A 22558-nucleotide genomic window follows, 5' to 3' on the forward strand; every position below is an offset into this window, starting at 1 on the left:
ACAATCACATAGAAACAGTCATTGGCCAATCAGGTATTTGAATTATTGAAGAATTAAGAAAATTCGCCGTTCACAAAAAAGTGTCTGTATTCAGACGCTTTTTTTATGCCTTTTATTTAAGAAATCTATCTATATTTGGAGATAAAAATGCCGCGTTTTGAAAGTAAAAATTACAATAATAATCCTTTTATCTTTAATTTCATCCCAACTTTTTGCTCAGGAGCTACTTCCTTTTGTGGAAAATTATAACAAATCAGATTATAAAGGCGACAACCAGATTTGGAATGTAGCCCAAGGAAATGATGACGCAATGTACTTTGCTAATAATTATTATTTGTTGCGATATGATGGTGTGAAATGGGAGAAATACACACTGCCCAACAAAACGATTATCCGTTCGATACTGGTAGATGGTGACAGGATTTATTCGGGTTCTTATAAAGAATTCGGGTATTGGTACAGAAAAAAAGGGAAGATGTTGTATGTCTCACTTTCTGATAAAACGAAGGTTTTCGAAGATAGTGATAATGAAGAAATTTGGAAGATATTTAAGTTCAAAGGAAAAATTTATTTTCAATCATTTAATGGGATTTTTCTGTATGATGGAAAAGCAATCAAGAAGGAAAAGTTCTCTTTTTTGATTTCTTATTGTTTCGTAGTAGACGATCAGTTGCTCGTTGCTTCAGTAGAAAACGGAATCTATAAAATGAATAATTCCACTTTTGAAAAAATTCAAAGATGGTCTATATTAGAAAATAATGTGATTCATGCTATAGGAAAGTTCCAAAACAAAACCTATATTTTTACTAAAAAAAATGGGGTTTACATTGATGATAAAGGCGTTTTGAGTACTTGGAAAAACCCTTTAAACACTATTTTGAAAACGGCTAATATCAATGCAGCTGCGTTTATAAAAAACAATAAATTAGTTATTGGAACTGCCAGTAAAGGGGTTTATCTGTTTGATTTAAAAACCAATTCCTATAAAAACATTAATAGAAATAATGTCCTGATGAACAACTCGATTTTGAGTATGGGGTTGGACAAAGAAAATGATTTATGGCTTGGCTTGGATAATGGAATTGCCCATGTTGAGGTCAATTCGCCAATATCTATTTTCTATGATAACTCGGGCGTTTTAGGCTCTGTATATTCTGTCGCTACTATAGACAAAGGTTATCTGATGGCGTCCAATCATGGTATTTTTAAATTAGAAGGCAATCAATTTTCTATAGTTCCCAATACTGAAGGGCAGGCATGGAATATCAGTAAAATTAATAACAAATACCTGATAGGTCACAACGAAGGCACTTTTGTTTACGAGAAAGGATTGTTCTATAAATTAAGTGCTGTACACGGGGGGTGGAATGTAGCAAAAAGCAGTATCAATAATTCGTATTTGCAAGCAACATATAGCGGCGTAATTATTTATAATGATATTGATGATTTGAATCAAAAGAAAAGTATAAAAGGATTAGTAAAACCAATTAAATATGTAGCTCAAAATAGGAAAAATGAAATATGGGCAGCCGATAACAACAGAGGTTTGTACCGCATTCTGTATAATGATGCCTATGAAACTACTGCGATTGAAAATGTTACCCAACGCAGCAAAATTAGTAATGATTTTGGCGTGAAAATATTTGAATTCCGAAATGAAATTCTTTTTCTGATAAATAAGTCTTGGTATACCTATAATTCAATCACGAATCAACTCGAGAAAGATAAATTATTCAATTCTAATTTCAAAAATATTTCTAATATTGCCACTATTGACGAAAATCATTTTATAGTACTTCAGAGTGGTCTTTTGTATCATATTTATGCCAATGCAAATAAATTTGTCTGGAATGTTATTCAGGAAAAATATTACTCAGGAAAGATTATCAATGACAATTTGAAAATTTTTAAAAATAAAGAAAGTTATTTATTAAATCTTGACGATGGTTTTATTTCACTTCAGTTAAAACAAGAAAAAAAACAAAATACGAATATAAAAATAGAAGCTTTTAGTGAAGATAGTTTGATTCACAATAAATCGCGGATAAATTATAATTCAGAGTTGAAGATACATGTAATATCTGGAAAATTTGGAGCGGCAAAGCCAAATTTATTTTATAAAACCACTAACACGTCTCGTTTTATACCTATCAAGGAGGGATTGATTGTTTTGAATAACCTTAGTAGTGGCGACCATAGTGTTACTATTTACGGGAATGATGGACTGAATTATACTACAATTTCTAATTTTCAATTCATTGTGGCTAAGCCTTGGTATTTTTCTTTTTGGATGATCTCGTTGTATCTTATTGTGATAAGCACAATATTATACCTATATTATAAGTGGAATAAAATACGATATGTTCAAAAATTAGAGTTTCGTGATGAGGAGTTAAAACATCAAAATAAAATTCTGGAAATGGAATTAAAAGCCCAAAACAAGTTGAATATTCAAGAATATGAAAAGCACATTTTGGAACTTGAATTGCAAACAAAGTCATCTGAGGTTGCCGGTAAGTCACTTTCTATAGCAAAGCAAAGTGAAATGATAGAACGTATTCAAGGTATTTTAGACTCTGAATCGGACTTTAATAAACTAAAAAGTGACATCAAAAAAGCCATAAAAATAAATGCCGTGAATAAACATGAATGGGAGACTTTTGAGAACAACCTAAATCAGATTCACAATGAATTTATTGTCAAGCTAGCAAAGAAATATCCCAACCTTACCTCTAAGGATATTAAACTTTGTATTTACTTAAAAATGAATCTTTCTTCTAAAGAAATTGCTCCAATGATGAACATTTCATTTAGAGGAGTTGAGTTGCAACGGTATCGCCTAAGAAAAAAATTAAATCTTAATCAGGAAGAAAACCTTTCTAAATTTTTGTTAAACATATAAATACCTTCTATTTTTATAGATACTATATTTAATGTATTGTTTTTTTAGAAACCACAATACATCATTACTACATCATATACATCTATTGCAATACCCGTTTTCCTTATTAACAGCTTTCAATCATTGATTTGTTTCGCTACTTTTATTTTTTGATGTATTTATGTAGTAACTCTGTTGTACTAACTATAACGTTGTAATTATCTAATTTGGCTCAACTAACTTTAACAAATTATTAATATATGAGAAATATTATTTTTAGCTTTTTAGCACTTATTTTACTACCGGCATACATGTCTGGACAAGTAATTAAGGGAAAAGTAGCAGATAAAAATGGCATCGGAATTCCAGGTGGTATTATAGTTGCAGTTGATTCTAAAACGAATGCAATTACTGATTTTGATGGGAATTTTGAAATTAGAGCTGTAATAGGTGAAATTTTACAAATTTCTATGTTAGGTTTTGAACCAACTTCTACTGTAGCTACATCAAACCTGATGCGTATTGTACTTCAAGAAGATCAGGATACACAATTAGATGAAGTCGTTGTTATAGGGTACGGAACTCGAAAAATTATTGATAATACTTCCTCAATAATTTCGCTGAAAGCAGAAGAAATTTCTAAAACTAAAGTACTCAATGCTTCACAAGCAATTCAAGGTAAAGCTGCGGGTGTTCAGGTAATTTCTTCTGATTTACCGGGAAGCACTCCTTCCGTAATTATTAGGGGTTTGGGTACTGCATTAGGCGGACGTACTCCTTTATATCTTGTAGATGGTATGCCTACGGAGAATATCAATAACATTAATACGAATGACATTACCTCATACGAAATTTTAAAAGATGCTTCTGCATTAGCAATTTATGGAACTAGAGCTGCAAACGGTGTAATCATTATTACAACCAAAAAAGGCAAAGGAGACAAAGTTACAGTAGAATTTGAAAGCTTCACAGGTTTTAGAGAGCCTTTGAAAAAAGTAAAAATGGCAGGAAGTAATAAGTACTCTCATTTTTCGAATTCTGCTTTGCAAACCACTACTTTTTCACAAGATCAACCCATTAACACCGATTGGTTTGATGCGATTACCAGAACAGGTTCATATACTCAAAATAACGTTTCGGTTTCTGGTGCAACGGAGAATATTAAATACTTCTTCAGTTTAGGAAATTATCAGGAAAAAGCAATTCTTAACGGATTGGATTACAGTCGGACCACTTTTAGAAACAATAATGAAATTAAAATTTCTAAAAAAGTAACTTTAAATCAAAATTTTAGTTTTGGTTCAGCAAATTCTACTCCAAAACCATTAAGCGCTTTTACTAACGCTTACAAACAATCACCAATCGTTCCAGTTCGTTTTTCAAATGGTCAATATGGAGTTTCTTATGTTGGTACTAACGGCTTTGCCGGGACTGCCGGTTCTTCTTTTAATAACGTAGGAAATCCTGTAGCACAATTAAACTATTTTGATGAAGAGCAAAGAAGCATAACCTTACAAGGGGGTTTGAAATTAGATTATGATATTTTGAAATCATTAAAATTTACTTCTCAATTTAACGGGGAATATTATTCTTGGAAAAATTACAATTTCGAAGACACTAAAACAATTTGGCAATCCAATAATAATCCGGGACAATTAAGCAGTATTACTTATCCAGCGGATAAAAATATTAATTTATTGACTAAAGGTAGAAATCAATATTTCAATTGGAATCTGTCTAACTACCTGACTTACAATAAAGTTTTTGCAGAAATTCATGATATTGAACTAACAGCTGGTATCGAGACCTCGGTTAGGGGTGCTAGAGAGCAATTGACTGTTGCCAGAAAAAATGTAAATGCAAATTCAAATTACTGGTCACTAGCGGGTGTTGATTATGTAGGAACAGTTGTTAATTACAGAGATGAGGTTTTTAATGAAAATAAAATAGCTTCTTATTTTGGTCGTTTTCAATACAAATTAATGGATAAATACCTATTTTCAGGTACAATCAGACGGGATGGTTCATCAAATTTTGGTAAAGATTACCGTTGGGGAACCTTTCCAGCCTTTGGTTTAGGATGGGTTATTACCAAAGAGGAATTTATGGCCAATGCAACAGGAATAGACTTATTGAAATTAAGAGGTGGTTGGGGTAAATTAGGAAACCAAAATGTTCCTCTTAACAACCAAGCATATAGTTCTGGTCTTACTTATTATTTAGGAGGTTCCCTATTGAATGAAGGAACTACTATCAATTCACAAGTAGATCCAAGTTTATCATGGGAAATCACCGAAGAAACTTCTGCAGGATTAGATTTTGAATTATTGACTAACAGATTGAAAGGATCATTTGATGTGTACGATAAAACGACTACAAATGTAATTTTAAACACAAGACCTTATATTACTTCTGGAATCAGCAATTCTTCACCGGCACATGTGGGAGAAGTTTCTAATAAAGGATATGAGATTGCTTTGCGTTGGGACGATAAACTAACGGATAATTTGAGTTACTGGGTTGGAGGAAATTTTTCTAACAACAAAAATGAATTGACAGGTTTAAAAGATGCTACACTTGCCCCAATTACAGGTGGAGATTTAGGAAATGGACAATGGACAAAACTATTAGACAATACTTCTGTAGGAAAACCATTGGGTAGTTTTTATATTTATGAATATGCGGGTTTTGATGCTACAAATGGTAAAATGTTATACTACACTGCAGCAGGAGCCAAAGTGACTCAAGATGCTTTAAATGCTAATGCAGATAAAAAGTACGTTGGTTCTATTTTACCTAATTCAACATACGGAGTTACTTTAGGGATGAACTATAAAAACTTTGATTTCTCAGTGGACGGATACGGTACCTCTGGAGCAAAAGTGTATAACGGTAAAAAAGCACAACGTTTTACAGGAGAAAATATCGAAGATTCACTGGCAACAGATTTTTGGACAGTAAACAATACTACTGCCTCAAATCCTGGACCGTTTAATCAAGTTCCGGTAGCGTCAACTTATTATTTAGAATCGGGGGATTTCTTTAGAATCAATAATATTACTCTAGGATACAAAATTCCTTTGAAAGGAGAATTTTTAACTTCTTGTAGAGTATATGTAAATGCAATAAATCCACTTATTACTCAAAAATTCTCAGGTTTCTCCCCTGAATTAAATGGTAATGGAGATCCTTATGGAACGCAAGGTATTGAGTTGGATGCATATCCAACATTAAGATCAGTAGTTATTGGTGCTAATTTAAAATTTTAATACAATGAAAAAGATATATATATCAATTTTTGCGCTATCCGCATACTTTTTCTCGGGATGTTCAAACGACTATTTAGAGGTAGATCAAACAGAATCTATTTCTACAAAAGACATAGAATTATTCAATAATGATGCAGGAGCTGCCACTTTTGTAACTGCCATCTACAGTAAGTTTTTAGATTGGAACATGACTTCCTTTTCTTGGATTGGGTTGTCAAGTATTGCCTCTGATGATGCTGACAAAGGATCGTCTCCAGGAGATACTGGTTCCGATAAAGATTTAATGGATGCCTTAACCTATAATGCCTCAACGCCATCAACAAGTGAGGTTTTTGCAGCTAATTATGAAGGAATTAACAGATGCAATCAAGCATTAAGTATTATTCCTCAATTAGACAAAGCTAATCCTGCTTTACGTACCAGATTAATGGGAGAAGCAAAGTTTTTGAGAGCCTTTATGTATTTCACTTTAGTGAAAACCTATGGAGGTGTTCCAATTATTGATCATTTGCCAAACCCTTCTTCTGATGAAGATAGAATTATGCAATTAACACGAAAATCTAGAGCAGAAGTGTATGCTTATATTGAAAGTGATTTGAATGATGCTATTGTGGCATTGCCAAACAAATCCGAATATGCGGCTGCTGAAAAAGGAAGAGCTTCAAAAGGAGCTGCTTACGCTTTATTGGCAAAAATAAATTTGTACCAAAAAAACTGGCAGAAAGTAGTGGACAACTGTAATTTGATTACAGGATATGCTATTGTTCCAAATTATGCTTCTATGTTTAGATTAGCTGGAGAAAATGATGCTGAATCTATTTTTGAAATTCAAGGCACAGGTTCAGTTCCTGCCAAAGGAATCTCAGGATATTCCAATACGCAAGGAGCTCGTGGTAATGGTGGATGGGGTTGGGGCTTCAATACACCATCCCAAAGTTTAGTAAATGCTTATGAAACAGGCGATAGTAGAAAAAATGCAACAATCATTTTTAGAGGTACCACTTTATATGATGGTAGAGTTGTACCAGTTACTGTTGAAAATGAAAGATACAACTACAAAGCGTATTCATCTGCTTTCACAGATGGTTGGGAAACCGATGTGAATATTAAATATTTGAGATATGCCGAAGTTATATTAATGAAAGCCGAAGCGCTAAATGAATTGAATCAAACTCTTGCAGCGATTTCTTTGTTGAACCAAATTAGAGCAAGAGCTGGATTAAGCAACACAATTGCTCTATCTCAAAGTGATGTGAGAACTGCAATTTGGAAAGAAAGAAGAGTTGAAATGGCATTTGAACACGATAGATTTTTTGATTTAGTTCGTACGGGACAAGCAGTAACCGCATTTGCTATTCATGGAAAAACATTCGTTGCAGGTAAACATGAATTGTTTCCATTGCCACAAGCTTTTATTATACAATCAGGCGGATTGTCAACACAAAACCCAGGGTATTAATTTTAAAGAACTGTAAAATGAAAAAAAATAAATATATTTTCTTATTTGCTTCTGTTTTGGCTTCACAATTTTTTGTGAGCTGTAACGAGGATAGTATAGATAAAGTCAATACACCAATTGCTTACGAGGCAATTGGTGGATATGAAAATTCAGATAACGTTGCTGCCGCTAATTTAGTTACCAAATTTAGTTTTGAGAACAGTATTACAGATTCAAAAAATGGAATAACAGGCGGGGTAGGGAAAAATGTGACCTATGGAAACGGAATCAAAGGAAAGGCATATCAAGGATCTTCAAATTCTTTTATTGCTTACAGCGCAGTGGCAAGTTCTTTGGTGGATTTAAAAAGTATTACTGTTTCTATGTGGATCAATACAAATCCACACTCCGGAGGAGCACAATCATTATTTATGTTGCCAAAAACAACAGATTTTTGGGGGAACATTTTCTCATTAATAGAAGGTACTGGTCCGGCAACTACTATGTTAATGAAAAATCATCTTCAAAAAGATGTGACACCCAGTATTGCATGGTCTGGGCAGTTTATAGAGCATGGTGGTGCTAATGTTCTAACAAATATGTTTGGAACATGGAAACATGTTGTATGGGCTTACAGTGGAGTTAGTTCTACTTACAGTATGTACATTGATGGACAAAAACTGAATTTACCTGCTTCAATTGCCAAGCGATATGCAAGTGATCCTCTTAGCGGGGGTGTTGGCTATGGTGATCTTGCCAGTTCGAATGTTTCAAAGTTCATTATTGGTGGATTCCAGCAACATTTAGGTGCTCCATGGAACGCTCCAGATGGTTGGATGTTGAATTACACCGGTTTAATGGATGAGTTTAGAATTTATAACGCAGCTCTTTCTGACAATGAAGTTGTCGCTTTATATAAATTAGAAAAAGACAACAGATAAAAGACTATTAACCCCTAGATTTCTAAAACTAGGGGTTTATTTTAAAACTATTAATCCTATTATTTTTATTAAAATGAAGATTTCCCTGAGTTTACTATTTTGTATTAGTTTTTTTATTTCCTGCTCTTCCTCAACTCCGGAGAGTAACGGAGGTACTGGAACTCCATTGCCAACAACTCCTGTTACTCCAACAGTTCCTTTGACGGATATTGAGGTTATGGATCAGGTTCAAAAAGATGCCATCAAGTATTTTTGGGAGTATGCAGAGCCTAATTCTAAACTGGCAAGAGAACGGTATTATACCAATGATCCTGGTTTTGAAGCTAATATTGTCACCACGGGAGGTTCCGGTTTTGGGTTAATGTCAATAATAGTAGGTATTGAACGCGGTTTTGTAAATCGGTCAGAAGCAGTTTCACGTCTTACAACTGCTATGAATTTTCTCGAAAAAGCAGAACGTTTTCACGGTGCTTGGCCCCATTGGATGGATGGTTCAACCGGAAAAGTAATTCCATTTGGAACAAAAGATAATGGAGGTGATTTAGTAGAGACATCTTTCCTTTGTCAAGGATTATTAAGCATCAGAGAATATTTTAAAAATGGTTCTGCCTCAGAAAAAGAATTAGCTGCAAAAGCCGATGCACTTTGGAAAGGAGTAGAATGGGATTGGTATACCAAAGGAGAAAACGCCCTTTACTGGCATTGGTCTCCGCAATACGGTTGGGAAATGAATTTTAAATTAGAAGGATACAACGAATGTTTGATTACCTATGTTTTGGGTGCTGCTTCGCCTACGCATCCTATTTCGGAACAGGCCTATCATCAGGCTTGGGCCAGAAATGGAGGCATTACAAATGGAGGATCACAATATGGAATTCCTGTGATTTTCAATTATAACGGAGCTTCAGGAAATGTAGGGCCTTTGTTCTGGGCGCAATATTCTTATTTAGGATTAGATCCCACTACATTGAAGGATCAATATGCCGATTATTGGGCATTGACCCAAAATCATTCTAAAATCATCAATCAATATTGCATTGCTAATCCACGTCAATGGAAAGGTTATTCAGATAAATGTTGGGGATTAACGGCTAGTTATTCCCGTAACAGTGATGGTTCTACAGGATATTCAGCACACCAGCCTAACAATGATTTAGGGGTAATTACGCCTACGGCTGCCCTGTCTTCGTTTCCTTTTACACCAGTAGAGTCCATGAAGTTTCTTCATTATTTATACGATGAAAAAAGAACAGAATATGTTGGAATAGCAGGGCCTTATGATGCCTTTTCCCCGCATTATAACTGGGTAACGCCAAGATATTTAGCCATTGATCAAGGTACAATTGCACCTATGATTGAAAATCACCGTTCCGGTTTATTATGGAAATTATTTATGAACGCTCCGGAAATTAAACCAGGTTTGACAAAATTGGGCTTTAATTCTACAAAATATAATTTTTAAAGAATGATGAAAGGTCTAATTTTAATGCTCGCCTTTTTAATGTCATGGAATTCTTTTTCTCAAACTGAGAGGAGGGGGAAAATTAAAACGGAAGTCGTTAAAAATTACGAACTAAATTACGTTTTGCACATTCCAAAGAACTCCAATGTGGAATTAACCATTTTTGATAATGCAAACCACGACAGTTGGTCGCGCGTGTATGACAACCAAGAAATTTATGATTGGATGTTCCAACAAACAAAAAACAGACAAAATGAAAATTAAACTTATTATATTACTTTTTGGAATTTCTCTTTTTGGCTACAGCCAAAAAAAGACAACTAAAAAGAACGTTAAAATTAAACCGAAAACAGAATTCGTTTCAGAGTTACTTTCTAAAATGACTTTGGAAGAAAAAATAGGGCAATTAAATTTACCTACTTCGGGAGATATTACCACGGGTCAGGCCAACAGTTCCAATGTCGCGAAGAATATCGAAGAAGGTAAAGTGGGTGGTTTATTCAACATCAAATCAGTTCAAAAAATATATGAAGTTCAAAAGATCTCGGTCGAAAAAAGCCGATTGAAAATTCCGTTGCTTTTTGGGATGGACGTCATTCACGGGTATGAAACGACCTTTCCTATTCCGCTTGGATTGTCTTGTACATGGGATATGAAACTGATAGAAAGAAGTGCCCAAATTGCGGCACAAGAAGCCAGTGCTGATGGAATCAACTGGACTTTCTCCCCAATGGTTGATATTTCCCGCGATCCTCGCTGGGGAAGAGTTTCCGAAGGTTCGGGTGAAGATCCGTTTTTGGGAAGCCAAATTGCAAAAGCAATGGTCCAAGGGTATCAGGGAGATGATTTGTCCCTTAATAATACCATTTTGGCTTGTGTCAAACATTTTGCTTTATACGGCGCGCCCGAAGCAGGACGTGATTACAATACGGTTGACATGAGTCGAATCAGGATGTACAATGATTATTTTCCACCTTACAAAGCCGCTGTTGATGCGGGTGTAGGTTCTGTAATGGCTTCTTTCAACGAAGTAGACGGGATTCCTGCTACCGGAAACAAATGGTTAATGACTGATGTGTTGCGTAAGCAATGGGGTTTCAAAGGATTTGTAGTAACTGATTTTACAGGAATTCCGGAAATGATAGATCATGGAATGGGGGATTTGCAAACGGTTTCAGCCTTGGCATTAAATGCTGGGATTGAAATGGATATGGTGGGTGAAGGCTTCCTTACGACTCTAAAGAAATCAGTGGAGGAAGGAAAAGTTAGCGTCGAACAAATCGATAACGCCGTGCGTCTTATTTTGAATGCCAAATATGATCTGGGATTGTTTGATGATCCGTATCGTTACACAGATGCTAAAAGAGCAAAAAAGGAAATTTTTACAGCAAGCAACAGAGCCGAAGCCAGAAAAACAGCTGCTCAATCTTTAGTTTTATTAAAAAATCAAAATCAGTTGCTTCCTTTGAAAAAGTCTGGGACGATTGCCTTAATCGGACCCTTGGCTGATGCCAAAGAAAATATGGCTGGAACCTGGAGTGTAGCCACAAATCAGGATAAATCCATTTCACTTTTGACAGGAATCAAAGAAGTGGTTGGGAATTCGACCAAAGTGCTTTACGCCAAAGGAAGCAATCTGGATTATGATGCCGCTTTCGAGGAAAAAGCAACTATGTTTGGCAAAACCTTACATCGCGATGACAGAACTACCGAAGAATTATTGGAGGAAGCCTTGAAAATTGCGAATCAATCGGATGTAATTGTTGCCGCACTTGGAGAATCAGCAGAAATGTCCGGAGAAAGCAGTAGCAGAACGAACTTAGAAATTCCACAAGCGCAAAAAGACTTATTACAAGCCTTATTGAAAACGGGAAAACCGGTGGTTTTGGTTTTATTTACTGGCCGTCCATTGGTTTTGGTTCAGGAAAACGAAACCGTTCCTGCTATTTTGAATACTTGGTTTGCCGGTAGTGAAGCAGGCAGTGCAATTGCTGATGTTTTGTTTGGCGATGAAAATCCTTCGGGAAAATTGACTACTACTTTCCCTAGAAGTGTAGGGCAGGTACCTATTTATTACAACCAAAAAAATACAGGAAGACCTTTAGGGAACAAAGAAGGGAAGTTCGAAAAATTCAGATCGAATTATATCGACGAAAGAAATGAACCTTTATATCCTTTTGGATTTGGATTGAGTTACACCACTTTTGAGTATTCGAATTTGAGGATATCAGCAGATAAAATGAGTTTCATCGAGAAATTAAATGTGACTGTTGATGTCACCAATACCGGAAATTTTGATGGTAAGGAAGTCGTTCAATTATATATAAGAGATTTAGTAGGTTCAGTTACAAGACCGCTAAAAGAATTGAAAGGATTCCAAAAAATAGCAATTAAAAAAGGAGAAAAGCAAACAGTTACTTTCGAAATTTCCCTAGAAGAATTGAAATTTTATAATTCGGATTTGAAGTTTATTGCAGAACCGGGAACTTTTCAAGTTTTTGTAGGAACAGATTCGAACACGGACCGGAAAGTTAGTTTTGAGTTGATTAAATAGATTTGGTTTATTTATTTATGATCGGCCCTTCAGTATTTGTACTGAAGGGTTTTTTTAAACAAAATAATGGTATTTGTTACATGTGAGACTGTGATACACGACTATTTTATTTACTTTTATCAATTCAAAAAATCATTCAAAATGAAATATTTCTTTTCTCTTTTTCTACTCTTTATGTTCAGTTTTGGACATGCCCAAACCGTTCAGTCTCCATCTGGCACTATAGCTCTAAATTTTAAATTAGCAGGAAATGGTCAACCGGCATATTCTGTAAATTACAAAAATAAAGCAGTTGTTTTAGAAAGTCTTTTAGGCATAAAATTAAAGGAAAAACCGGATCTCGACACTAATTTTGAAATTCTGACTTCAAAAACTTCAAGTTTCAGCGAATCTTGGAAACCCGTTTTAGGGGAACAAACTAGTATTCAAAATCAGTATAATGAGCTTAATGTTTCGCTGATTAACAAGGAAACTAAGGTGAAAATTAACATTATTTTTAGAGTTTTTGATGAAGGTGTAGCTTTCAGATACGATTTTCCAAGACAAGCGGAGTTGAATTATTTCATCATTTCGGATGAGGTTACGCAATTCAATTTGACCGAAAATAATAAAGTATTCTGGATTCCAGGAGATTTTGACAGTAATGAATACGAATACAATGAAACTAAGTTTTCTGAAATTGATAACAGCAAAATCAATATGAATAATGGAATTGGAGTAAAATCTATTCCGGGAAAATATATGGTTCAAACACCTTTGATGATGAAAGCACCATCAGGTTTGTATCTCAATATTTTTGAAGCTGCGGTTGTCAATTATCCGGTCATGCACCTGAATGCTGATGTGACAAATTACAAATTGAAAGCCGAATTAGTTCCTAACGCTATTGGTGACAAAGCGTATTTGCAAACACCCTGTGTGTCACCTTGGAGAACAATCATGATTAGCGATGATGCCAGAGATATTGTGGCTTCTAAAATGATTTTGAACCTCAATGAACCGTCAAAATTAGACGATACGTCTTGGATCAAACCTATGAAATATGTTGGAATTTGGTGGGAAATGCATGTTGGGAAATCAACTTGGGATTATGCTGGTTCTCAAAATGCCACTAATTTTGCAGATGCCCCAAAAGCTTCAGGAAAACATGGCGCTACCACGGAAAACACGAAAAGATACATTGATTTTGCCGCAAAAAATGGTTTCGGTGGGGTACTTGTTGAAGGTTGGAATGTAGGTTGGGAAGATTGGAACGGAAACTGGAAAGAGGAAGTTTTTGATTTTACCACTCCGTATCCGGATTTTGATATTGCTGCAATTTCGGCTTATGCCAAAGCAAAAAATGTACAGATGATCATGCATCATGAAACATCGGGTTCTGTCAGTAATTATGAAAGACACTTGGATCGTGCTTTTGATTTGATGAAAAAATACGAATATCCGGCGGTAAAAACCGGTTATGTGGGTAAAATTATTCCGCGTGGCGAATTTCATGACGGGCAATCTATGGTGAATCATTTCAATTTTGTTGTTAGACGTGCCGCGGATTACAAGATTATGATTAATTCCCACGAATCATCAAGACCTACCGGTTACGGAAGAACATATCCTAATTATATCGCTGCCGAAGCGGCTCGCGGGAATGAATTCAATGCTTGGAGCGTAGGAAATCCACCTATGCATGAAACTATTTTGCCGTTTACCAGACAACTGGGCGGACCTATGGATTATACACCGGGCATATTTGAAATTAAAATGAGTTATTATGATAAAAATAAAACGGAGCAGGTACACACGACTTTAGCCAAGCAACTGGCTTTGTATGTAACGATGTATTCTCCGTTGCAAATGGCGGCCGATTTATTAGAAAATTACGAGAAATATCCGGATGCTTTTCAGTTTGTCAAAGACGTTGAAACGGATTGGGATGAAAGTAAGTATTTAGAAGCTGAACCAGGCGATTACGTTACGGTTGCTCGAAAAACAAAAGGAAAGGAAACCTGGTTTTTGGGTGCAATAACAGATGAGAATGCCAGAAAATCAGAAATTAAATTAGATTTCCTGACCAAAGGAATGAAATACAAAGCCATCATTTATGAAGATGCTAAAGATGCCGATTGGAAAAAGAATCCTATCGCTTATAAAATAAGAACGATAACAGTAACCAGCAAATCAAAAATCAAATTGAATTTAGCTCCCGGAGGTGGAACGGCAATCAGTTTTGAACCAATAAAATAAATAGGATATCCTGCAAGAAAATATAACTTGCAGGATTTTTTTTGAATCTAGCATAAAATATTCAGTAAGAATTACGAAATTGCGACGGCAACCAAAACCAAAATTATAAAGAAGAATACCCAAAAAAGCCCAAATTTATTATGAAAAAATCAATTGTTTTAGCCGCACTTTTCTTTGGTGGAATTACTGCTTTTGCGCAAGCTAAGGAGGAACAAATGTTAAAAGAAATTTACAAATTATCCTTAACCAATGCCAAATGTTATCCTTGGCTGGACCATTTATCCAATACCATTGGATCCCGATTATCAGGTTCTATAGGAGCTGAAAAAGCAGTTTTGTATACCAAAGCACAATTAGAAACCCTGGGTTTAGATAAAGTCTATCTCCAGGAAGTAATGGTGCCAAAATGGGTTCGTGGCGAAAAAGAAATCGCATATTTACAAGTAGGAAAACAAAAAATTAATTTCCCCATTTGCGCGCTGGGAGGTTCAGTGGCCACTCCAAAAAAAGGAGTACAAGCAACTATAATTGAAGTAAACAGCCTGGAAGAATTAACCGTATTAGGGGAAGCAAAAGTAAAAGGAAAAATCATTTTCTTCAACAGAGCGATGAATCCTGAATTTATCGAAACTTTCAAAGCCTATGGGAGTTGTGTTGACCAAAGATCATCAGGAGCCAGAGAAGCTGGAAAACTCGGCGCTTTAGCTGTAATTGTAAGATCCATGAATTTGCGATTGGATGATTTACCGCATACCGGTGCAACTAATTATGGAGAAATTTCCAAAGAACAACGAATTCCAGCTGCTGCCATTAGTACAAATGGAGCCGAACTGTTGAGCAAAAGTTTAAAACAAAATCCAAATTCGCTATTCTATTTCAAACAATCTTGTGAAACATTTGATGATGTTTTATCCTACAATGTGGTTGGTGAAATAACGGGTTCTGAACATCCTGAAAGGATAATGGTCGTTGGCGGCCACCTTGATTCCTGGGATTTAGGAGACGGATCTCATGATGATGGTGCTGGATGTGTTCAAAGTATGGAGGTATTAAATATCTTCAAAAACATTGGGTATAAACCTAAAAATACGTTGCGTGTGGTATTGTTTATGAATGAAGAAAACGGAGTTCGAGGCGGCAAAGAATATGAAGTACAGTCCAATAAAAATAATGAAAACCATATTTTTGCTTTAGAAAGCGATTCGGGAGGATTTTCCCCAAGAGGATTTTCAATTGATGCTGATGAAGCAAATTTTAACAAAATCAGTAGTTGGGCAACGTTATTTGAACCATACCTAATCCACAAATTTGTAAAAGGACATTCCGGTGTTGATATTGGTCCGCTGCAATCCAATCATATCGTAAAGGTGGGATTGCAACCGGATTCACAACGTTATTTTGATTACCATCATGCCGCTAATGACACTTTTGATGCTGTCAATAAAAGAGAGTTAGAACTGGGAGCTGCAGCTATGGCTTCCTTACTTTATCTGGTGGATCAGAATGGTATAGTAAAATAAAAAAACTTTAATTTGAAGGTGCTAAAATCATTTTTATTTTTTTCAATATTTGAAGGAAATAGTGAATTTAGCGCCCTCATTTATTTTACTCTCAACCGCAATTCGGCCACCTAAGCTCGTAATGTGATTATAAACTAAATAGAGTCCTATGCCGTTACTGTCGCTATTGCTATGAAATTTTTCGTACAATCCAAAAATCTTATCCTGCACTTTATCCATATCAAAACCAAGTCCATTATCAGAAAAAATTAATTGATTTACTCCATTGACTTTTTTTGAGTGGATAGTTATAACTGGTACATGATGTAGTTTTGCATATTTAATCGAATTAGTCAATAAATTTAAAAAAATACTTTTGATGTACGCTTTGTTAAAAGTTACATTTTCAAAAGCTGAAAAGTCGATATTAATTTCTGCTTTTGAATCTTGGACTAAAGAATTTATCGAGATCAAGACTTCGTTGAGTGCTTCATTTAGGTTTATTTTTTCTATTTGAGTGTTAATGTTTTCATTATCAATTAATTCATCAATCGAATCGTTTAAAGTTTGTTTTAAATTTTCACTGGTCAATTTAAGAGTGCTGATCAATTCCAGTGTTTCCGGATCATGAATTTTAGTACTGTCTATCAAACTGAAGACCGAAAGCATATTGTTAATGGGAGACTTTAAATCATGGGATGTTTTATGTGACAAAACCGTGAGCTCCTTATTAATTTGGGTAAGATTGGCAAGAAGTAAATTGCGTTCTTCTTCGATTCTTTTTTTATGGGTAATGTTTTTGGCAATCGCATACACTAATCTTTCGGACTCGACAGGCATCGATGTCCAGGACAGCCATATAATTTCCCCGGTTTTTGTTAAATACCGATTTTCAAAATTCAAAAGAGGCTTGTTTTTATATACTTTTTCTCTGGTTTCAATAGTAATTTTAAGGTCAGATGCATACACAAAACTACTGATGGGTCTAGCATACAATTCCTCTTCTGAAAATCCTAATAATTTTGAAACAGCCGGATTTATTCTTCTAAAATAGCCGTCAAATCCCGCAATACATATAAAATCAGCAGATATATTAAAAAAATTATCAAAGTTATATGCCCCATGTGAATCAGTATTCATCTTTGTTACATTCATTATATTTATTAATCTAAAAAGTTTTTTTTAAAGCATCAGTGTCCAGACTCTTTTTGATTTTTGTTGTCTGATATAAAAAATTATATTATAAGAAAAGTCATATCTTTCCTAATTTTGCAGTTGATATAATTTCTTCTGATAAAGCGGCATAATAATTTTTTGAAACAATTGGTTGTGGTGTCTCCTGGTCTCGACTTAGCATCATAAAAGAAAATAATTAAAACTTAAAGTGTAAAAAAACAAGCACAATTAACAAATAAAATCCAATTTTTTTTAAAATAGTTTTAAAATTAAAATGGTTAGTGTTTTCCTCTGAATTTAGTGCTGAATTTTTCATTTAATGTAAATTAGGTTATACATGCAAATTTAGAAATAGTAATTAGTCTGGCTATAGGTGTTTTTACGTGATTTTAATTAAGTTTGAAGGGTATTTACTATTCAAGTTTTGGATAGATAAAATTTTTATTATTATGGAAGAAAATAGTACACCACATTTAGCTAATAATATGTTATAATTAACCCGTTGGGTGCAATTAATATTTGATGATAATTTTCGTCAGTTCGAGTGATCCCGCTTTTGGGCGGGATTATATCGAGAACTAGAAAATTAGTATTAAAAACGGTTCTCGATACACGTCACTTCGAGTGCGAAGCGTATTGAGAAGTTTTGTTCCGTTTTACTACACAAAAAACACTCGAACTGACGTTTTGAATAATTGCACCCAACGGCTTATAATTAAAGAAATACGCTAAACAATTTCAATTAAATCAAAACACATCACGATCATTCAAATAAAATTTTGGTAAACAAAAGAAGGCTGTCATATCCAGACAGCCTCGTTTTTTTATTGTGTGTAAAGTATTTATATTTTGAATATTCCTCCTACAGCAATAATTCTCTGAAAAAAGAAAAAATCTTGTGAAGCACTGTCTTCGGTGCTTTGTGTAGTTCGAATGTCTTGCATGTTAATATACCCTCCTTTGAGTTCTCCTTGGATATAAAAATGTTTAAAAAAAGTAACATTCAATCCTGCTTTCAAAGAAGTTCCATACCCTGAAACATGAAAATCATCATGACGATCTTTTCCTAATAAAGTGGTGTTAGTTTTTGGATATAAGAGACCAAAACCAACTCCTTCGGTTAAATTAACTTGAATTTTATCCGTATTTCTAATTTTGAATAATGACGAGATATCATCATGTCGAGAAAACTCAGTATTCACATAATTTAAACCATCGGTATGTTCATATTTGAGAAATTTTGCTGTCAAAAGAACTTGATTATTGGCTAATAGCTCATCATAAGATCCCGGATTGGGATAATGCCCATTGATCGTTACCGCCTTGTCTTGTAGCATTACATATTTCATGTGATCTACACCTATAGCAACGCTGTAGTGGTCACTTATGAAATACCCCATTCTGAAATTAGTTTGAGGAATAGTCATTTTTGCTGGATTGATATAATCTACATGCCACCCTTTTGGTTTGTCCTGCGCTTGGACATTTTCTAAGGTAAAATTGTAATCTTTACCTCGAAAGGTTATGTCCGACTTGGAGTAAGTATCTCTGTTTCCTCCCCATGAGATAAAAAATTTTCCTTTGTTATGAGTTGTATATTTAGTTTGAATTTCTGTAATTTCCTGTGCAATTATACTATTGGTAAATAAAATAATAAGGGATGCGTAATATAAAAGATATTTCAATATATATGGTGCCTAAATTTAAAATGTGTGTATTGTTTTTCTGATGGCAACTAACTTGGTCATTAAGGATTCAAAATAATCCAAATGCAACATATTAGCACCATCGCTTTTTGCATTGGCAGGATCAAAATGGGTTTCTATAAAGATTCCATCTACGCCTACAGCAATACCAGCTTTGGCAATGGTTTCAATCATATCAGGTCTTCCACCAGTTACACCAACCGTTTGGTTGGGTTGCTGTAGTGAGTGCGTCACATCAAGAACAGTTGTAGCATATTGTTGCATTGTAGGAATTCCTCTAAAATCAACAATCATGTCCTGGTAGCCAAACATCGTTCCTCTATCGGTAATCATCACTTTTTCATTGTTACAATCCAATACTTTTTGAACCGCATGTTTCATGCTTTCCGGACTCATGAATTGTCCTTTTTTCAAGTTGACTACTTTTCCGGTATTGGCAGCAGCCATTACTAAATCCGTTTGACGCACTAAAAAAGCTGGAATTTGCAATACATCAACATATTGAGAAGCCATATCCGCATCTTCATTTGTATGAATATCCGTAACGGTAGGAACTTTAAATGTTTCCGAAACTTTTCTGAGGATTTTCAATGCTTTTTCGTCACCGATTCCTGAAAAACTGTCAATTCTAGATCGGTTTGCTTTCTTGAAGGAACCTTTGAAAACGAAAGGAATTTGTAAATTATCAGTAATACCAACTAGTTTTTCGGCAATTCGCATCGCCATTTCTTCCCCCTCAATGGCGCAAGGCCCAGCTAACAAAAAGAAATTGCCACTACCAGTATATTTGATTTGTGGAATATGTTGTAAGTTCATAGTATGATTTTTTAAAGGTGCAAAGGTAGTTATGATTTACGATTTCCAATTTACGTTTTCCAATTAATTTATCGCATTAACTTTTTTTTGGGAGCTTTTTCCTGCTGTACGTTGCAATCTCCCTGAAAAACGGGAGGATTTTCACTTCCATCAGGGCTAAGGATTTGGTTTATAGGGACTTTTGGGATTTTAAAAACTATTTTTTTTTCAATGTAAGTCCCACCGGAACCATCAATATTCCTTTTTCATAGATGTTCAGGTAGAGTAGTAGCGGTTCTTTCTGACCGTTCCATTTTAATTCATAAATGTCCAGAAATCCAGCACCCATGTCACTTCTTTTGGTTGGAAACGGACAGCAACTTTCTTGTTTGGTATACGTTATTTTTTCACCATTTGGTCCCGCTAATGCGTTCAAAAACCGTTCTTGGTTGATCGTTTCGTTTTTAGTGTTATTAAAGAATATATTGATGGGATAATCCTTATCATATCCATATTTTTTGTTTGTACTGTACTGAGTAATCACAAAAGTATAGTCTTGTGAGAGCAATAAATCGGGAGCATTATCGTCCGTGTTTTTCAAAGTAGATTGTGTACTTATACAAGAAGTAGTACCTATTAGCAAAGCAATAAAAAGGATCGATTTTTTCATATTTAAGGTAGATTTATAATGTCAAAATTTAAACGGCACTTTTAATTGCAAGGAAGTACTTCGAGACAAATATAACCAGAACTTCAGACCTTATTGCGAGTTCCCTGAATAATTTACAAGTGTCTATTGTGGAATATAACATTTGTCTTAAAATCTCGTAAAATGCTTCTTATCTTTGTACAAAAAAACAATATGGATATTATTTTTAAAACCTGGTCTTGGTCTGTTTCCGGTTTTTTGATCGGCTTGATTATGCTGGCACTTATTTATTTCGGAAAGTCTTTTGGAATGTCTTCTAATTTGCGTTCGCTTTGTTCGATGGCTGGTTTAGGAAAACGAGTTTCTTTTTTTGATTTTGACTGGAAAGCACAACGCTGGAATTTAGTGGTTGTTCTTGGCGCAATGTTAGGTGGTTTTGTTGCCGTTCATTTTATGAGTGATGCTTCAAATGTAACTATTAATCCCAAAACAATTGAACAATTAGCACAACTTGGTATCGATGCCCCAAACGGAAAATTAATGCCGGATGCGCTTTTTGGAATCTCCATTTTAGAATCCCCAAAGCATATTTTTATACTGCTTATTGGTGGTGTTTTGGTAGGTTTTGGCTCTCGTTATGCAGGAGGTTGTACTTCCGGACATGCCATTTCAGGCTTGAGTAATTTACAAATTCCTTCGTTGAAAGCCGTAATTGGATTCTTCATTGGTGGATTGATAATGGCGCATTTTTTATTGCCATTAATTGTAAAGTAGATAAGCAATCATTGACTCATAATATAAAATAAAAAGAATGAAAAATATACTAAAATATCTATTGGTTGGATTTGTTTTCGGAATTGTTTTGACTAAATCTGAAGCCGTTTCCTGGTATCGCATTTATGAAATGTTTCAATTTCAGTCGTTTCACATGTACGGAATTATTTCGGTGGCTATCTTGACGGGAATTATTGGCATTCAAATCATTAAACGAAACAATATAAAAGACATCAAGGGAGAATCTATAGAAATTCCGGATAAAGAAAAAGGCTCTGCCAGATACTGGATTGGCGGATTGTTTTTTGGATTGGGTTGGGCATTGGTAGGTTCTTGTCCGGGACCAATATTCATCTTGCTTGGGGCTGGTTTTTGGACCATTTTGATAGTGCTTTTCGGGTCTCTTTTCGGGACCTATCTATATGGACTATTGAAAAATAAATTACCTCATTAATCGAAAAACACTTGACATCAAAATAGCATTCTCTTGTGGGAATGCTATTTTTTTTTGTTTAATTTTAAAATGCCGGAAACAATCAAATATTGCGCAAGTAAATAGGTTGCCATAATCAGAAAGGAGCTGTATTGCAATGGCGCATAGAATTTATCAAAGGCCAAAAGACTATCTGAAGCTACAAAAACAGTAGCGCCAATTAATATATAGCTGTTGGCAGGTTTTTGCCAGTTTAAAAAACCCTTGAGCGCAAATAACAACATAATTGAAATAGTAAGGGCATATAATAGAACAGGAATTTTTAAGTCCCCTAAACTTGGCAATAAAAGCAACATCATTACGATTAAATAAACTACGATTACTGTAACTCCTACCCAGAAAATAATTTTACTATTCTTTAAATAAATTTTCAATTGTTTGTTAAATAGTATGATATACGAAATGTGCGAAAGTAGAAAGGCAATCAGCCCTGCAATAAAATACAACTCTCCTTTGTCAGCAAACATCAAAATAATGTCCCCTATCCACGACAAAGTCAAAGCAGTTATAAGAACTTTTTTAGTACTAAATCTTTCGTGTAAATAAACTGTCAGAATTAAAAACGGCAATAAAAATGGTTTCAAAAACCAAGCTATAGTTTCCCAACCAAAAAGAATTAGCAATAGATAAACAAGACTAAACCCAATAAAACTCTTTACTTTAATGTTGTGTTTCATATTTTT

General features: G+C 34.7%; 16 protein-coding genes. 11 read left to right on the forward strand and 5 right to left on the reverse strand.

All coding sequences use genetic code 11. The annotated features are described in order from the left end of the window. The first annotated feature begins 157 nt into the window (after positions 1-157). The 9 genes from EKL95_RS10815 to EKL95_RS10855 all read left to right on the forward strand — a co-directional run bounded on the left by EKL95_RS10815 (position 158) and on the right by EKL95_RS10855 (position 16303). The gene (locus EKL95_RS10815; RefSeq protein ID WP_126562458.1) at positions 158-2902 is read left to right on the forward strand and encodes a histidine kinase; all 2745 of its coding nucleotides are present in this window, start codon (positions 158-160) and stop codon (positions 2900-2902) included. A 239-nt stretch (positions 2903-3141) separates the two neighbouring features. Further along, entirely contained in the window at positions 3142-6150 is a 3009-nt protein-coding gene (locus EKL95_RS10820; protein ID WP_126562456.1) for a SusC/RagA family TonB-linked outer membrane protein, read from the forward strand. 4 nt (positions 6151-6154) lie between these two features. Then, a complete protein-coding gene (locus tag EKL95_RS10825) occupies positions 6155-7609 on the forward strand; it encodes a RagB/SusD family nutrient uptake outer membrane protein (RefSeq protein WP_126462995.1) in 1455 nt (484 codons plus the stop codon). A gap of 17 nt (positions 7610-7626) precedes the next feature. Next, positions 7627-8529, forward strand: coding sequence for a LamG-like jellyroll fold domain-containing protein (locus EKL95_RS10830; RefSeq protein ID WP_126462993.1), 903 nt, complete (start codon positions 7627-7629; stop codon positions 8527-8529). 73 nt (positions 8530-8602) lie between these two features. Continuing rightward, positions 8603-9991, forward strand: coding sequence for a glucoamylase family protein (locus EKL95_RS10835; protein WP_126462991.1), 1389 nt, complete (start codon positions 8603-8605; stop codon positions 9989-9991). Positions 9992-9994: 3 nt separating this feature from the next. Beyond that, positions 9995-10255: a hypothetical protein gene (locus EKL95_RS15230; RefSeq protein WP_233584073.1), complete on the forward strand. Its 261-nt coding sequence runs from the start codon at positions 9995-9997 to the stop codon at positions 10253-10255. Next, positions 10245-12545 (forward strand): beta-glucosidase BglX, encoded by a 2301-nt coding sequence (bglX, locus tag EKL95_RS10845; protein WP_126564213.1) that lies wholly within the window; start codon positions 10245-10247, stop codon positions 12543-12545. Before EKL95_RS15230 ends, bglX begins: the two co-directional genes overlap by 11 nt. Positions 12546-12686: 141 nt before the next feature. Continuing rightward, entirely contained in the window at positions 12687-14783 is a 2097-nt protein-coding gene (locus EKL95_RS10850; RefSeq protein WP_126564214.1) for a glycoside hydrolase family 97 protein, read from the forward strand. 140 nt (positions 14784-14923) lie between these two features. Continuing rightward, the gene (locus EKL95_RS10855; RefSeq protein ID WP_126564215.1) at positions 14924-16303 is read left to right on the forward strand and encodes a M28 family peptidase; all 1380 of its coding nucleotides are present in this window, start codon (positions 14924-14926) and stop codon (positions 16301-16303) included. 42 nt (positions 16304-16345) lie between these two features. Here EKL95_RS10855 and EKL95_RS10860 read toward each other — a convergent pair whose 3' ends face one another. From EKL95_RS10860 to EKL95_RS10875, 4 genes are all read right to left on the reverse strand, one after another. Then, positions 16346-17422 (reverse strand): PAS domain-containing sensor histidine kinase, encoded by a 1077-nt coding sequence (locus tag EKL95_RS10860; RefSeq protein WP_233589417.1) that lies wholly within the window; start codon positions 17420-17422, stop codon positions 16346-16348. An 878-nt stretch (positions 17423-18300) separates the two neighbouring features. Then, positions 18301-19143, reverse strand: coding sequence for a hypothetical protein (locus EKL95_RS10865; protein ID WP_126553591.1), 843 nt, complete (start codon positions 19141-19143; stop codon positions 18301-18303). An 18-nt stretch (positions 19144-19161) separates the two neighbouring features. Further along, entirely contained in the window at positions 19162-19980 is an 819-nt protein-coding gene (gene kdsA / locus EKL95_RS10870; protein WP_126564217.1) for a 3-deoxy-8-phosphooctulonate synthase, read from the reverse strand. A gap of 196 nt (positions 19981-20176) precedes the next feature. Continuing rightward, positions 20177-20629: a 2-dehydro-3-deoxyphosphooctonate aldolase gene (locus EKL95_RS10875; protein WP_126462977.1), complete on the reverse strand. Its 453-nt coding sequence runs from the start codon at positions 20627-20629 to the stop codon at positions 20177-20179. Positions 20630-20821: 192 nt separating this feature from the next. On the opposite strand from EKL95_RS10875, the gene EKL95_RS10880 reads away from it, so the two are divergent. Then, the gene (locus EKL95_RS10880) at positions 20822-21382 is read left to right on the forward strand and encodes a YeeE/YedE family protein (protein WP_126452492.1); all 561 of its coding nucleotides are present in this window, start codon (positions 20822-20824) and stop codon (positions 21380-21382) included. A 37-nt stretch (positions 21383-21419) separates the two neighbouring features. Next, on the forward strand, positions 21420-21836 hold the full coding sequence (locus EKL95_RS10885; RefSeq protein WP_126553595.1) for a DUF6691 family protein: 417 nt from the start codon (positions 21420-21422) through the stop codon (positions 21834-21836). Between the two features lie 44 nt (positions 21837-21880). Here EKL95_RS10885 and EKL95_RS10890 read toward each other — a convergent pair whose 3' ends face one another. Beyond that, positions 21881-22552, reverse strand: coding sequence for a lysoplasmalogenase (locus tag EKL95_RS10890; RefSeq protein WP_126553597.1), 672 nt, complete (start codon positions 22550-22552; stop codon positions 21881-21883). Between the last annotated feature and the right edge of the window lie 6 nt (positions 22553-22558).

Source organism: Flavobacterium sp. LB2P53, from assembly GCF_003970305.1.
Lineage (GTDB): Bacteria > Bacteroidota > Bacteroidia > Flavobacteriales > Flavobacteriaceae > Flavobacterium.

Excerpts from the sequence above, each read along its gene's own strand:
- EKL95_RS10880 (WP_126452492.1), top strand. The coding sequence starts at position 20,822 with ATGGATATTATTTTTAAAACCTGGTCTTGGTCTGTTTCCGGTTTTTTG.
- EKL95_RS10890 (WP_126553597.1), bottom strand. The coding sequence starts at position 22,552 with ATGAAACACAACATTAAAGTAAAGAGTTTTATTGGGTTTAGTCTTGTT.
- EKL95_RS10850 (WP_126564214.1), top strand. The coding sequence starts at position 12,687 with ATGAAATATTTCTTTTCTCTTTTTCTACTCTTTATGTTCAGTTTTGGA.
- EKL95_RS10820 (WP_126562456.1), top strand. The coding sequence starts at position 3,142 with ATGAGAAATATTATTTTTAGCTTTTTAGCACTTATTTTACTACCGGCA.
- EKL95_RS10885 (WP_126553595.1), top strand. The coding sequence starts at position 21,420 with ATGAAAAATATACTAAAATATCTATTGGTTGGATTTGTTTTCGGAATT.
- EKL95_RS10875 (WP_126462977.1), bottom strand. The coding sequence starts at position 20,629 with ATGAAAAAATCGATCCTTTTTATTGCTTTGCTAATAGGTACTACTTCT.
- EKL95_RS15230 (WP_233584073.1), top strand. The coding sequence starts at position 9,995 with ATGATGAAAGGTCTAATTTTAATGCTCGCCTTTTTAATGTCATGGAAT.
- EKL95_RS10835 (WP_126462991.1), top strand. The coding sequence starts at position 8,603 with ATGAAGATTTCCCTGAGTTTACTATTTTGTATTAGTTTTTTTATTTCC.
- EKL95_RS10825 (WP_126462995.1), top strand. The coding sequence starts at position 6,155 with ATGAAAAAGATATATATATCAATTTTTGCGCTATCCGCATACTTTTTC.
- EKL95_RS10860 (WP_233589417.1), bottom strand. The coding sequence starts at position 17,422 with ATGAATACTGATTCACATGGGGCATATAACTTTGATAATTTTTTTAAT.
- bglX (WP_126564213.1), top strand. The coding sequence starts at position 10,245 with ATGAAAATTAAACTTATTATATTACTTTTTGGAATTTCTCTTTTTGGC.
- EKL95_RS10830 (WP_126462993.1), top strand. The coding sequence starts at position 7,627 with ATGAAAAAAAATAAATATATTTTCTTATTTGCTTCTGTTTTGGCTTCA.
- EKL95_RS10855 (WP_126564215.1), top strand. The coding sequence starts at position 14,924 with ATGAAAAAATCAATTGTTTTAGCCGCACTTTTCTTTGGTGGAATTACT.
- kdsA (WP_126564217.1), bottom strand. The coding sequence starts at position 19,980 with ATGAACTTACAACATATTCCACAAATCAAATATACTGGTAGTGGCAAT.